The sequence below is a fragment of the Ectothiorhodospira shaposhnikovii genome, assembly GCF_022227765.1.
GTDB lineage: Bacteria > Pseudomonadota > Gammaproteobacteria > Ectothiorhodospirales > Ectothiorhodospiraceae > Ectothiorhodospira.
Map to the genome: position 1 here is coordinate 62,489 of NZ_JAJMLZ010000006.1, position 13,029 is coordinate 75,517.

12 protein-coding genes are annotated in these 13,029 nt (G+C 60.6%); 9 read left to right on the plus strand and 3 right to left on the minus strand.

Annotated elements, in window-relative coordinates; all coding sequences use genetic code 11:
* Positions 1-37: 37 nt before the first annotated feature.
* Positions 38-2,197 (plus strand): glycogen debranching protein GlgX, encoded by a 2,160-nt coding sequence (gene glgX / locus LQD11_RS09365; protein ID WP_238617308.1) that lies wholly within the window; start codon positions 38-40, stop codon positions 2,195-2,197.
* A 14-nt stretch (positions 2,198-2,211) separates the two neighbouring features.
* Here glgX and cpdA read toward each other — a convergent pair whose 3' ends face one another.
* The gene (gene cpdA / locus LQD11_RS09370; protein ID WP_238617309.1) at positions 2,212-3,063 is read right to left on the minus strand and encodes a 3',5'-cyclic-AMP phosphodiesterase; all 852 of its coding nucleotides are present in this window, start codon (positions 3,061-3,063) and stop codon (positions 2,212-2,214) included.
* A gap of 147 nt (positions 3,064-3,210) precedes the next feature.
* On the opposite strand from cpdA, the gene LQD11_RS09375 reads away from it, so the two are divergent.
* Positions 3,211-3,873 carry an O-methyltransferase gene (locus tag LQD11_RS09375; RefSeq protein WP_238617310.1) on the plus strand — a complete coding sequence of 221 codons (663 nt, stop codon included), beginning with the start codon at positions 3,211-3,213 and terminating at the stop codon, positions 3,871-3,873.
* An 80-nt stretch (positions 3,874-3,953) separates the two neighbouring features.
* Complete coding sequence (gene dksA / locus LQD11_RS09380; RefSeq protein ID WP_008931932.1) at positions 3,954-4,361, plus strand: RNA polymerase-binding protein DksA; 408 nt, start codon at positions 3,954-3,956, stop codon at positions 4,359-4,361.
* On the opposite strand, the gene argA is transcribed toward dksA, so the two are convergent.
* Entirely contained in the window at positions 4,362-5,705 is a 1,344-nt protein-coding gene (gene argA / locus LQD11_RS09385) for an amino-acid N-acetyltransferase (RefSeq protein WP_238617311.1), read from the minus strand.
* Between the two features lie 178 nt (positions 5,706-5,883).
* On the opposite strand from argA, the gene LQD11_RS09390 reads away from it, so the two are divergent.
* The 6 genes from LQD11_RS09390 to LQD11_RS09415 all read left to right on the plus strand — a co-directional run bounded on the left by LQD11_RS09390 (position 5,884) and on the right by LQD11_RS09415 (position 11,916).
* Positions 5,884-6,978: a GNAT family N-acetyltransferase/peptidase C39 family protein gene (locus LQD11_RS09390; protein WP_008931934.1), complete on the plus strand. Its 1,095-nt coding sequence runs from the start codon at positions 5,884-5,886 to the stop codon at positions 6,976-6,978.
* A gap of 33 nt (positions 6,979-7,011) precedes the next feature.
* On the plus strand, positions 7,012-8,484 hold the full coding sequence (locus LQD11_RS09395; RefSeq protein WP_238617312.1) for a RimK family protein: 1,473 nt from the start codon (positions 7,012-7,014) through the stop codon (positions 8,482-8,484).
* A 287-nt stretch (positions 8,485-8,771) separates the two neighbouring features.
* Entirely contained in the window at positions 8,772-10,229 is a 1,458-nt protein-coding gene (locus tag LQD11_RS09400; protein WP_238617313.1) for a hypothetical protein, read from the plus strand.
* A gap of 20 nt (positions 10,230-10,249) precedes the next feature.
* Positions 10,250-10,693 (plus strand): hypothetical protein, encoded by a 444-nt coding sequence (locus LQD11_RS09405; RefSeq protein ID WP_238617314.1) that lies wholly within the window; start codon positions 10,250-10,252, stop codon positions 10,691-10,693.
* A gap of 4 nt (positions 10,694-10,697) precedes the next feature.
* On the plus strand, positions 10,698-11,405 hold the full coding sequence (locus LQD11_RS09410; RefSeq protein ID WP_420828262.1) for a C39 family peptidase: 708 nt from the start codon (positions 10,698-10,700) through the stop codon (positions 11,403-11,405).
* A 46-nt stretch (positions 11,406-11,451) separates the two neighbouring features.
* Positions 11,452-11,916, plus strand: coding sequence for a hypothetical protein (locus LQD11_RS09415; RefSeq protein WP_238617316.1), 465 nt, complete (start codon positions 11,452-11,454; stop codon positions 11,914-11,916).
* A 34-nt stretch (positions 11,917-11,950) separates the two neighbouring features.
* Here the strand turns inward: LQD11_RS09415 and LQD11_RS09420 are convergent, their stop codons facing one another.
* Complete coding sequence (locus LQD11_RS09420; protein WP_238617317.1) at positions 11,951-13,006, minus strand: transporter; 1,056 nt, start codon at positions 13,004-13,006, stop codon at positions 11,951-11,953.
* Between the last annotated feature and the right edge of the window lie 23 nt (positions 13,007-13,029).

Sequence of the window (13,029 nt, forward strand, 5' to 3'; positions counted from 1 at the left end):
CAAGCGCGCACCCGGCTGGGTGCGGAAGGTATGCTGCATGCCCCATTCCAACTGGGCGATCTGGCCCGGGAGTCCTTATCCGCTCGGGGCCACCTGGGACGGTGAAGGGGTGAATTTCGCCCTGTTTTCGGAACACGCTGAAAAGGTGGAGCTGTGTCTGTTCGACCCCAACGGTCGGCGGGAGCTGGAGCGCATCGAGATGCGCTGGCAGACGGATCTGGTCTTTCATTGCTACCTCCCCGAAGCCCGCCCCGGGCTGCTCTACGGATATCGGGTCCATGGCCCCTATGAGCCGGAGGCGGGACATCGCTTCAATCCCAACAAGCTGCTGCTGGACCCCTATGCCAAGGCGTTTCACGGTCAGGTGCGCTGGAGCGATGCCCTGTTCGGTTACCGCATCGGTTCGAGCCGGGAGGATCTGCTTATGGATCGCCGCGACTCGGCCACCGGCATGCCCAAGTGCCAGGTCATCGATACCGCCTTTACCTGGGGCGACGACAAGCCGCCCCGTACCCCCTGGCACGAGACGGTGATCTATGAACTGCATGTGAAGGGCTTCACCGCGTTGCACCCCCATGTCCACACCGCCCTGCGGGGGACCTATGCCGGCCTGGCCACGGCACCGGTCATTTCCTATCTGCAGCGTCTGGGGGTGACGGCGGTGGAGATCATGCCGGTACATGCCTTTCTGGATGATCGGCATCTGGTGGAAAAGGGCCTTCGCAACTACTGGGGTTACAACTCCATGGGGTTCTTTGCCCCGGACATGCGTTACTGCGCCTCCGGTCATGTGAACGAATTCAAGACCATGGTGAAGACCCTCCATACGGCGGGTATCGAGGTGATCCTGGACGTGGTCTACAACCACACCGCCGAGGGCAGTCATCTGGGGCCGACCCTGTCCTTCCGCGGCATCGACAACAGCGCCTATTACCGCCTGGTGCCGGAAGATCGCCGCTATTACATGGATTACACCGGGTGCGGCAATACCCTCAACATGCGCCATCCCCGGGTGCTGCAGCTCATCATGGATTCTCTGCGCTACTGGGTGCAGGAGATGCATGTGGACGGCTTCCGCTTCGATCTGGCCTCCGCGCTGGCCCGCGAACTGCACGAGGTGGACCGGCTGGGGGCCTTCTTCGACATCATCCACCAGGACCCTGTCCTGTCCCAGGTGAAGCTGATCGCGGAGCCCTGGGATCTGGGCGAGGGCGGCTATCAGGTGGGTAACTTTCCGGTGGGCTGGACCGAATGGAACGGCCGCTATCGGGATACCGTGCGGGCGTTCTGGAAGGGCGAACACGGACTGATCGGGGACATGGCCTATCGCCTCACGGGTTCATCGGACCTTTACGAATCCAATGGTCGTCGCCCCTATGCCAGTGTCAATTTCGTCACTTGCCATGACGGCTTCACCCTGGAAGACCTGGTGAGTTACAACCACAAGCACAACGAGGCCAATGGGGAAGACAACCGGGACGGTGAAAATCACAATTTGTCCTGGAATTGCGGCGCGGAAGGGCCCACGGATGACAAGGAGGTGCTGGATCTGCGGGCGCGGCAGAAGCGCAACATGCTGGCCACCCTGTTCCTGTCCCAGGGCATCCCCATGTTGCTGGCGGGGGATGAGCGCGGGCGTACCCAGCGTGGCAACAACAACGCCTACTGCCAGGATGCGCCCCTGTCCTGGGTGGACTGGGAACTGGACGAGCATGCCCGGGACCTGATCCCGTTTGTGCAGTATCTGATCAGGCTGCGCAAGGATCATCCCGCCCTGCGTCGGCGACATTTCTTCCAGGGGCGCCCCATCATGGGGGCCGGGGTGAAGGATCTGGCCTGGCTGCGCCCCGACGGCGAGGAGATGAAGGAAGAGGATTGGCAGCAGGGCTTTGCCCGCAGCCTGGGCATGTTCATCGCCGGTGACCTGTTCGAGGAGTATGACGAACGCGGGCGCCGGGTGCGGGATACGGACATGATCCTGCTGTTCAACGCCGGGCATGAGCCGATCTCGTTCCGGCTGCCGCCGGAACCCGCCCGTACCCGCTGGGAAGTGATGCTGGATACGGTCTATCCCCGTGGGCCGCGGCCGGATCACCGGATGTTCCACAGCCACGAGGTCTATCCCCTGCAGGCGCGTTCGGTGGTGCTGATGCTCAATGCCAGTCGGCCGGTAAGACGGCAGAACGGCAGCGACTGAAGCGCGCCGCCGGATCAGGCCATGCTGATCCGGTCCGGTGACTTTTCCCGGGATGGTGTCGGGCGGGCCTCGCTGTCGGCGTCGTCCTCGGTGAAGGCGTAGACCACTTCCGTGTCGATGCGTCCGTCCGCGTGCAGCTGCAGGCGCCGGTAGGCCGGCGGCAGGATGTCGAGCTGGACATTGCGGGTGCGGGGAGCGAACTGCACGCAGGTGGAGGGGGTGCCCATGAGGCGGACCCCGTTGCGGACTTGATCCACCTGCTGGTGCACGTGCCCGAACAGCACGCCGCGCACCTGCAGGTGGCGGTCAAGGACCTGAAAGAAGGCCTCGGTGTTGCGCAGGTTGATGGCATCCATCCACGGGCTGCCCACGAACACCACCGGATGATGGAGCGAGATCAGGGCATTACGGGCGGGGTGTCGGGTCAGGACTTCGTCCAGGAAGGCCAGTTCGCCTTCATCCAGCAGACCATGGGGCGCACCTTCCACGACACTGCAAAGGCTGACGAACAGCCATTCGCCCCGGGACACGGCCTTGCGGCAGCTGAGATTGTCCTTGCACAGCACGTCTTCCATGAGCTGGGGGTCATCATGGTTGCCGGCCAGACACTGGATGGGCCAGGGCAGGGGGTTGAGCAGGGTGCGCAGCCGGCGATAGGCGGCGGGAACCGGGTCATGCGCCAGGTCTCCCGTGGCCAGCATGAGGTCCGGTGCCTTTTCCAGACGCCGGATCTGTTCCAGTACCTGCCGCAGGCTATGATCCGTGTTGACGCCGGAGTTCATGACGTCTCCGGGGTGTTCGCACAGATGCAGGTCGGTGATCTGAATCACGCGCTGCGGTCTGGCAAAGGGTCCATTCAGGCTCATAAGCGACTTCTCCTTGACCCAAACGGGTTCCATCAATACTCAGGCAATTTGATGCATATACGGCAGGTTGGTTTCCGAGTATAACGGAACAGTTTGACGCTGCCTTGACAGGCTGCATGGAACTTGGCTTTTTGGAGAAGAATGAGCATGTCCAATCTCACCACGGAGCTGGATCATCGCCTGCAGGCCTATCTCCGCTCGGTTTCCCTGCGTGAACCCTCGTTGTATCAGCGTCTGCGGGAGGAAACGGCCCGTCTGCCCGAACACAACTTTCAGATCGCGCCGGAACAGGGGCAGTTCCTGGCCCTGCTGGTGGAGCTGATGGGGGCCCGGCGGATTCTGGAGATCGGTAGTTTTACCGGTTACAGCGCCCTGTGGATGGCGGGGGCGATGCCGGAGGACGGCCGCATGCTCTGTTGCGACGTCAATTCGGCCTGGACTGGAATCGCCCGCCGTTACTGGAACGAGGCGGGACTGGGGGATCGCATCGAGCTGCGCCTGGCGCCGGCCATGGATACCCTGGATGGCCTGCTGGCGGACGGGGCGTGCGGCACCTTCGATCTGGCCTTCATCGATGCGGATAAGGCCAATTACGTTCACTACTATCGGCGCTGTCTGCGGCTGGTGCGCCAGGGCGGGCTGATCTGTCTGGACAATACCCTGTGGTCCGGCCGGGTGGCGGACCCGGATGATCATGCCCCGGAAACCGAGGCGATCAGGGCCTTCAACGCGCTGGTCCATGAGGACCCGGCCGTGACCCTGAGCCTGGTGCCCATCGGGGACGGGCTCACGCTGGTCAGGAAACGCTGAAGTCTTTTCCCCCGTCGGGAAATGGGGGATATACTTGATCCCTTGACCATTTCCGGTCTTGTCGGCAGCGAGGATCCGTGATGAACGTCGATCTGCCCGAGGGGTATCGCCCCGGTGAGGACGAGCCCTACATGTGTCCCCGACATCTGGCCTATTTTCGTCGTCAGTTGCTGCAGTGGCGCGATGCGTTGCTGGAGGAGTCGGAACAGACCATCCGTAACCTGCAGGAGGAGCAGTGGCGGGAGCCGGATCCCAACGACCGGGCCAGCCGCGAAAGCGATGCCAGTCTGGAACTGCGCACCCGGGACCGTTATCGCAAGCTGCTCGGCAAGATCGATGCCGCCCTGCGGCGCATCGATGACGGCAGCTACGGGTATTGCGATGAAACCGGCGAGCCCATCGGCCTGCGTCGTCTGGAGGCCCGTCCCATTGCCACCCTGTGCATCGAGGCTCAGGAGCGGCATGAACGGGACGAGCGCTTCTCCTGATCAGCCCGGTTTGCGTCGGGCCGCCGGCAGCGGCTTGATGAAGATCTTGGAATTGCGCTGATAGTTGTACATCTGCTGCCGGCTGATGGGCAGGGCCTTGAGTTCACCCGGCTCGAATCCCCGCTCACGGAACCAGTGCGCGGTGCGCGTGGTGAGGACGAACAGCCGGGTAATGCCCAGGGCCCGGGCCCGGGTCTCCAGATACTCCGCCAGCATCTCGGCACGACCGCCCCCCCGATAGTCCGCGTGGACCGCCACGCAGGCCAGTTCACCCACCTGCTCCTCCGGAAACGGGTACAGGGCCGCGCAAGCCAGGATCATGCCGTCCTGCTCGATCACGGCAAACCGTTCGATCTCCAGTTCCAGCTGTTCCCGGGAGCGACGCACCAGGATGCCCTCCGCCTCCAGCGGGTGGATGAGTTCCAGGATGCCGCCCACATCTTCGATCTGGGCCGGGCGTAGCCGTTCGTAGCGCTCGCCGGTGACCAGGGTGCCGGCGCCTTCCCGGGTATACAGTTCCATCAACAGGGCGCCGTCCTGGCGCCGGTCGACGATGTGCACCCGTTCCACCGTCTGACGGCAGGCCGTGATGGCGCTGCGCAGGTGGGCGGCCAGCTCATCGGGAATGGCGCGGGGTCCCTGGAGCAGGGTTTCCGCCTGATCCGCCGTGAGGTGGGTGATGGGTGTCTGATCCTCGTCCCGCAGGTCCTGGGTGTCGCTGAAAAAGATCAGTTTGTCCGCCTTGAGTGCAACCGCGGCGGCGATGGCCACGTCCTCGGCGCTGAGGTTGAAGATCTCGCCGGTGGGGGAGTAGCCCATGGGCGGCAGCAGGACCATTTCGCCGGACTGCAGATGGCGTCGCAGGCCCTCCGTATCCACCCGGCGTACCTCGCCGGTGTGTTGGTAGTCCACCCCATCACGTACCCCCAGGGGGCGGGCGGTGACGAAATTGCCGGAGGAGACCCGTACCCGGACCCCGGACATGGGGGTATTGGCCAACCCCATGGACAGCAGGGCCTCGATCTCCACCCGCAGGGAACCGGCGGCATCCTTCACCGCCCGCAGGGCCTGTTCATCGGTGATCCGCAGGCCGTTGACGTAGCGGATTTCCGCCCCCCGGGCCCGCAGGCGTTCCTCGATCTGAGGGCGGGCGCCATGGACCAGGACCAGCCGGACCCCCAGGGTCTGCAGGATGGCGATGTCATGGAGCAGGGCGGCGAATCCCGGCTGCAGCGCCGCCTCGCCGCCGAAGGCGATCACGAAGGTGCGATCCCGATGGGCGTTGATATAGGGGGCGGCGTCGCGGAACCAGGCGACATGGGGGGCGATGGGGGTGTGTTTCAATACCTTGACGTCCTAAAAAGCGCATTGGAAAGGGCCATATCCTAATGGAAGCCCCTTTGGCCCGACATCCCCCGGCGGCGGCGAAACCGGGTCGATCCTGTGTTTTGCGGTCAAGGGGTGTAGAATTCACGCTGTCCCTTCCCGCCTTTTTCGGCCCCTCTGCCCTGGTCCTCCTCCCGTGATCCGCCCCGCCCGGCTTTCCGACATCCCCGCCCTGCTGGCGATCGAGCAACGCTGCTTTGCCAGTGACCGGCTCTCCCGCCGCCAGTTTCGCTACCTGCTGACCAAGGGCAAGGCCCATACCCTGGTGTTTGACGAAGGCGAAGGGATTCTGGGATATGTGCTGCTGCTGTTCAGTCGCGGCACGTCCATGGCCCGCCTGTATTCCATTGCCGTGGATGATGAGGCCCGCGGACGGCGCGTCGGCCGGCAACTGGTGGAGGCCGCCGAGGCGGAAGCCCGGGAGCGGGACTGTGCCTATCTGCGCCTGGAGATCCGCAAGGACAATCAGGCCTCCATCCGTCTGTTCGAGTCCCTGGAGTATCGCCGTTTCGGCGAGTACGGGGATTATTACGAAGACCACATGGATGCCTGGCGCTACGAAAAATCCCTGGCACCTCACCTGCGTCCGGACATGGTGCGGGTGCCTTTCTACGAACAGACCCTGGATTTCACCTGCGGGCCATCCTCGCTGATGATGGCCATGAAGGCGCTGGATGCGTCCATGGCCATGGACCGGCGTCTGGAATTGCGCCTGTGGCGGGAGGCCACCACCATTTTCATGACCGCGGGACACGGCGGCTGTGGCCCGTTCGGGCTGGCGCTTTCCGCCGCCCATCGCGGCTTCGGCGTGGAACTGACCCTGAGCGATGAGCGCATGCCCCTGCTGGACTCCGTGCGCAGCGAGGAAAAGAAGGAGGTCATGCGACTGGTGCAGGAGGACATGCTGGACGAGCTGAGGGAGCGATGCGTGCCGCTCCGCTACGGCACCCTGAGCGCGGCGGACCTGCGGGCCCGTTTCGAGGCCGGCGGCATTCCGGTGGTGCTGATCAGTTCCTACCAGATCTACGGCGAGAAGTTTCCCCACTGGGTGGTGGTGACCGGGTTTGATGATCACTTCATCTATGTGCACGATCCCTTCGTGGATTACGACAACGGTGAAACCCCCACGGATTCCATCAACATGCCCATCCTGCAGCGGGATTTCGAGCGCATGGCCCGCTACGGCAAGGCCGGGCTCAAGGCCGTGCTGGTGGTCTATCCTCGTTCCTGAGCCTCCCCCTCACTCATAAGGAGAACATTATTCATGTCGGATCACGTCCTGCTCATCGAGCAGCCGGGGGACTGGAAGCCCCATTTCCCCGAATACCCCGTGGTGGTGGCCGAGGACTACCTCACCAATCCCAGGTATTCCAGTCATACCCGTTTGCGAGTCATCAACCTGTGCCGTAGCCACCGCTACCTGAGCGAGGGGTATTACTGCTCTCTGCTGGCGGAGGCCCGTCAGCACAAGGTGGTGCCCACGGTGCGCACCCTGCAGGATCTGTCCAGGAAATCCATCTACAGCCTGGATACCGAGGACATCGATCGCAAGGTGGCCCGGGTGCTGGGTCGCAAGCGCGTCGGCCTGCAGCCCACCGCCTTCGAAATGACGGTCTTCTTCGGCCAGTGTGCGCCCAAGGAAATGCACGAGATCGGCCAGCAGTTGTTCTCCATTTTTCGGGCGCCCCTGTTCAAGGTGGAATTCAGGCTGGTCGGCCAGTGGCGCATCGATGCCATCAAGCCCCTGGCCCTGAACAGTCTGACCCCGGAGCAGGAAACGGCCTTTTTCGAGGCCCTGGACAACTACCTCAAGCGCCCCTGGCGCAAGCCCAGGGGGCCGCGCAACTTCAAGTACGATCTGGCCATCCTGCAGAACCCGGACGAGGACCTGCCGCCGTCGAACCGGGCGGCCCTGAACCAGTTCGTTCGCCAGGGCAAGGCCCTGGGTCTGGAGGTGGATCTGATCGACCGCAAGGATTTCGGTCGGCTGGCCGAGTACGACGCCCTGTTCATCCGCGAGACCACCCGGATCGACCATTACACCTACCGCTTCGCCCGCAAGGCGGACAGCGAGGGGATGGTGGTGATCGATGATCCGGATTCCATCCTCAAGTGCACCAACAAGGTCTACCTGGCGGAACTGCTGGCGGGACAGAAGGTGCCGACGCCCAAGACCCTGATCCTGCGCAAGGAAAATATCCTGGCGGCCGAGGAGGTGATCGGTTATCCGGTGGTGCTGAAGATTCCCGACGGGTCCTTTTCCCGTGGGGTGTTCAAGGCGGAGGACCGGGCGGAGCTGGAAGATATCAGCAAGCGCCTGTTCAAGGAGTCGGACCTGATCCTGGCCCAGGAATTCGTCTACACGGAATTTGACTGGCGGGTGGGGATACTGAACAAGCAGCCCCTGTATGTGTGCCAGTACCTGATGTCCAAGAAACACTGGCAGATCGTCAACCACCAGGCCAAGGGCAACCTGCGTCAGGGGGGCTTTCGTACCCTGCCGGTGGATCAGGCTCCCCCCTTGGTGGTGAAGACGGCCCTCAAGGCCGCCAATCTGATCGGTGACGGCCTGTACGGGGTGGATATCAAGCAGACCGACCGCGGCGTCATGGTGATCGAGGTGAACGATAACCCCAGTCTGGATGCGGGCGTGGAAGATGAGGTACTCAAGGAGGGGTTGTATCAGGCCATCATGAAGGACTTCGTGCGACGTCTGGACCTGATGCGTCGACGGTGATGTATCGTGGCTGTTACACCCGGCCCGAAGACGCGGAAAGCGGCATGAACAGAGGCTTTACCGCTGCATCACCGTGCTGACGGGATGTCAGGGTGTAACAGTATAGAGACGGTTCTTGTAGAGAAAATCGGTACTGTCCCTCAAAACCGTATGGGGTGGTTTCTTAAGTCGCTATTAATCCTGGTGTTTTGCTTTTCTGGCTCGGTCCTTGCTCTATGTGTCTCCGGGTATGGCAGGTCGTATGGATCTGCCTATCCATCCAAGCCCATGTGAGGAGGAACGATTTCATGATGACTTTCAAAAAGACTGCGATTTCAGCCGCTGTTGCCCTGGCATTCGGCCTTTCCGGCGCTGCATGGGCGGATGTTGGTAATCCCGGTGACGGTGATGGCGACAGAAACGCACAGGGTGCTTACGATTCCTTCAACGCCACTGCCACGGATTCCTTCAACAATACGGCATCGGATTCCGGCAACAACAGCTGGACGGATTCCGCCAACGACAGTTCCGATAACAGCATCAATACCAACATTGCCGACTCCGGCAATAATCAGTCGGACAACTCGAACAATTCCGACAATAGCCTGAATACGAATATTGCCGATTCCGGCAACAATCAGTCCGACAACAGCACCAACACCAACATTGCCGACTCCGGTAATAACATGTCGGACAACTCGAACAATTCCGATAATTCCAATAATTCGGACAACAGTCTGAATACGAATATTGCCGATTCCGGTAATAACCAGTCCGACAACAGCACCAACACCAATATTGCCGACTCCGGCAATAATCAGTCGGACAACAGCATCAATACCAGTATTACCGACTCCGGCAACAGCCAAGCGGATAACAATTCCGACAACAGCACCAACACCAATATTGCCGATTCCGGCAATAACCAGTCGGATAACAGCGTCAATACCAGCATTGCCGACTCCGGCAACAATCAGTCGGATAACAGCATCAACACCAGCATCGCCGACTCGGGCAACAGCCAGGCGGACAACAACTCCGACAACAGCACCAACACCAATACCAGCATTGCCGACTCCGGCAACAATCAGTCCGACAACAGCACCAACACCAATATTGCCGACTCCGGCAACAATAACTCCGACAATAGTGTCAATACCAATATTGCCGACTCCGGCAACAACCAGTCGGACAATTCCAACAACTCCGACAACAGCACCAACACCAATATTGCCGATTCCGGCAACAACCAGTCCGACAACAGCATCAATACCACCGTCAACACCAGCGTGGCTGACTCCGGTAACGATCAGTCGGATAACAGCGTGAACGACTCGTTCAATATTTCCGACTCCGGAAACAATCAGTCGGATAACTCCAATAACTCCGACAACAGTGTCAATGACTCCTTCAATACCAATATTGCCGATTCCGGCAATAACTCATCGGATAATTCCAATAACTCCGACAACAGTGTCGTGACCACGACGACCATTGATAACAGTGTTGCCGATTCCTTCAATGTCAACATTGCCTCAATGGTGGTGTCGGAGAACGATCTGAGCGGTGCGGTGACCGATACCTATCTGTATATCGAAGGGGAAGCCAACTACACCGCTTCCAACATGATCGGCGACAGTGGCTTCAGCAACTCCGCGGGTATCACCCAAGTGGCGCAGAACGCCGGTACCAACAGCTTGGTGCAGCAGCAGGTGTCTGTTCAGGCGCATCTGGGTCTGCCGGGTAATGGTGGCGGCAGCAACTGAGAGACTGACCTGAGCCCTCAATGACTCAGGTGCTGCGTGAACGGCGGGCTTCATGTCCGCCGTTCGCGGCTGAAAACAGATCCCAGAGTGTGGAGGTAGACGGGATGTTCGGGTACGGAAGGTCAAGAACAGTCCATGCGGGGACCGCCTTGCTGCTGATGGCGGGTGCAGCCATGCTCCTGCCTGCCCACGCGGATGATTTTTCCTTGCCTGCCGCGGTGGATGTGGGCACGCTGGAAATGCAAAGGGCCAAACAGGATATTGCGACCCTGCAACTGAGCAATATGACGTCCAATGCCGGTCTGTCCAACACCACCATGGAGGGTGTCTTTTCCAGTGGCGATAATATTCTCAACATGGGTGTGCTGGAACATGCCCACGGTATCAATTCGATCATTCAGAATACAGGGCACAATGTCATCATTCAGGAGTCGTTGATCCTGAATGTCAACGTGTCACCCTGATCTCATGACGGCGAGGCTTCTTTTTTTTGTCATGCTGGTCGGTGGGGGTGTGCTGACATGGCCCATGGGTCTGCAGGCATCCGGGGTGGTGCATGTGCCGGGCCTTGTGGGAAGTCACCCAGTGAGCGTGACCAGCCTGCAGGGCATGCGTTTCAAGACGGTCGTTCGCCAGCGCTATGATTTCAGTTGCGGATCGGCGGCACTGGCAACCTTGCTGACCTATCACTATGGTCGGCCTGTTTCAGAACAGGATACGTTCAACGCCATGTTTGAAATGGGAGATCAGGAGCGCATCAGACAGCAGGGATTTTCCATGCTTGACATGAAGCGTTATCTACAGACGCGTCAAGGCCTGGGTTCGGATGGGTTTCGTCTACCACTGGAAAAACTGGAGGAGTTGGGGGTTCCCGCCATTGCCCTGGTGAATATCGATGGGTATCGGCATTTCGTCGTGATCAAGGGGATTCGTGATGAACGAGTGCTGTTGGGTGACCCCGCCTTGGGTATTCGGGATTACTCCAAGGCCGGATTCAAGGAGATCTGGAGCAACGACATTCTATTCCTGATTCGTGACGAGGTGAGTCGCGGTCGTGAGCAGTTCAATGCACCGGTGTCCTGGGAAGCACTCACGAAACCGCCCTACGGGACAGCACTGGCACGCGATGGGCTGTCCAATTTCCTACTGTCCCTGCCCAGGGCTTCCGACTGGTAGTTGAGGAGGGCATATGGGTGACGTGCTGCATGGCATGGTTGGAAGAATGGCCGTCTTACTGTGGGTGGCGGCAACGCCATTCGCCCCCCTCAAGGCGGATCCTTCTTCCTTCCTGGATACTCTTGAATGGGCACGGGTACCTGATGTTGAACTGGCAGAGCAGCGCGGGGGGCTTGTACGGCGAGGTGGTTTTGAGCTGACACTGGGTCTGGAGCGCATCACCGCCATCAATGGAGAGGTGGTGGCGCATACGGTACTGCTCGATTCGGCCGGCACACGAGTGGGCCTTGAGGCCTTGGGTGGTCTCCATGTCATGACCGGGCTGGACGGCATGCGGATCGAGCAGCTTTCAGGGGCCGGATGGGCCACCGTGATCCAGAATACCCTCAATGAGCAGATGATCGCCAATCACACCATCATGAATATCGGTCTGACAGGCATGGACCTGTCCCGGATGGAATTGCAGCGTGTCATGGATGCCGGCTTGATTCAGGGGTTGCGAGGCTATTGAGGATCTGCCTGTCCGGGATCTTTTCCGGTGATCGTCAGAATCGCATTGGAAAACGCAGGGATACCTGAGTGTCCGGTGCCGCCGAGGTGGCTCCGATCCCCACCGAGACATTCATGCTGGTCCGGTCCGACAGGCGGTGTGACAGCCCCCAGAGGAAGGTCCCGACCTGAATACGGTCGAAAGCCGGATCCAGAGGTTCCCCGATTTCCCGCTTGGTCTTGAAGACCATGCTGTGGTCATAGCCGAAACTGACGGAAGTCCGGTTGTTGAGCGCGATGCCGACACCCATGCTCAATCCCAGAGCGTCACCGGGATCGATCTTGCCCTGACCACCACCGACGTCCCTCTCCACGTTCCAGAGATAGCTGATATTGCCATAGATCACGGCCGGGTCCGTGGGGTAGATCATGGTCAGGCTCGGCTGCACGGCCCAGAAACCAGAGCCGGTGGGCTGCTCCACGAAGACTTCGGTGATCCGTTCACCTTCTTCATTGGTGATCTCCCTGCGTTCCACGTCAAACGGTGATGTCCCGGTGGTGCTCTTGACCCGCAGATTGCCGATGAAGAAGGGTTTGCCGGTGACGGCGCGGTTGAATTGATAGTGCAGGCCCAGTTCCACGTCGCCCAGGCCGCTGCCGTCGGAGCCGGCTATCTGATCGCCGGAAGTACCCACCAAAATCTCCCGACGCCGCAGGGACTCATCCCGCCAGACATAGGGGATCCGCAAGCCCACTTCGATCCGGTCGGTCAGGCCATACCGCAGGGCGATGGCCGCCGTGAGGGTATCCCTTTGCACTTCGCTGACGTCGATGAGCCCGATGGCGATGGCCGGCAGGATGGTGAAGCCGTCGATGGCCACGGTGGTGGATGAACTGTGCACGTACTGCAGCGAGGGTTCCATGACCCATTGGCCTTTGGGCGTGAGCAGGCCCCGTTCTTCAAAGACCGCCGCCACGTCCGCCTGTCGCTGATCTTCGGGAGGGCGTTCACCGACGGCTTCCGGGGTCTGGGCCCAGGCCGCGGAGGAGGCGAGGTAAACGGAAAGGAGCGGAGCGGCGACTGACAAGACGCATTTTACGGACTTTGACATGCAGACATTCCTGTGGCGGCGAG

Excerpts from the sequence above, each read along its gene's own strand:
- glgX (WP_238617308.1), top strand. The coding sequence starts at position 38 with ATGCCCCATTCCAACTGGGCGATCTGGCCCGGGAGTCCTTATCCGCTC.
- cpdA (WP_238617309.1), bottom strand. The coding sequence starts at position 3,063 with ATGAGCCTGAATGGACCCTTTGCCAGACCGCAGCGCGTGATTCAGATC.
- LQD11_RS09375 (WP_238617310.1), top strand. The coding sequence starts at position 3,211 with ATGTCCAATCTCACCACGGAGCTGGATCATCGCCTGCAGGCCTATCTC.
- dksA (WP_008931932.1), top strand. The coding sequence starts at position 3,954 with ATGAACGTCGATCTGCCCGAGGGGTATCGCCCCGGTGAGGACGAGCCC.
- LQD11_RS09395 (WP_238617312.1), top strand. The coding sequence starts at position 7,012 with ATGTCGGATCACGTCCTGCTCATCGAGCAGCCGGGGGACTGGAAGCCC.
- LQD11_RS09400 (WP_238617313.1), top strand. The coding sequence starts at position 8,772 with ATGATGACTTTCAAAAAGACTGCGATTTCAGCCGCTGTTGCCCTGGCA.
- LQD11_RS09405 (WP_238617314.1), top strand. The coding sequence starts at position 10,250 with ATGACTCAGGTGCTGCGTGAACGGCGGGCTTCATGTCCGCCGTTCGCG.
- LQD11_RS09410 (WP_420828262.1), top strand. The coding sequence starts at position 10,698 with ATGACGGCGAGGCTTCTTTTTTTTGTCATGCTGGTCGGTGGGGGTGTG.
- LQD11_RS09415 (WP_238617316.1), top strand. The coding sequence starts at position 11,452 with ATGGCCGTCTTACTGTGGGTGGCGGCAACGCCATTCGCCCCCCTCAAG.
- LQD11_RS09420 (WP_238617317.1), bottom strand. The coding sequence starts at position 13,006 with ATGTCAAAGTCCGTAAAATGCGTCTTGTCAGTCGCCGCTCCGCTCCTT.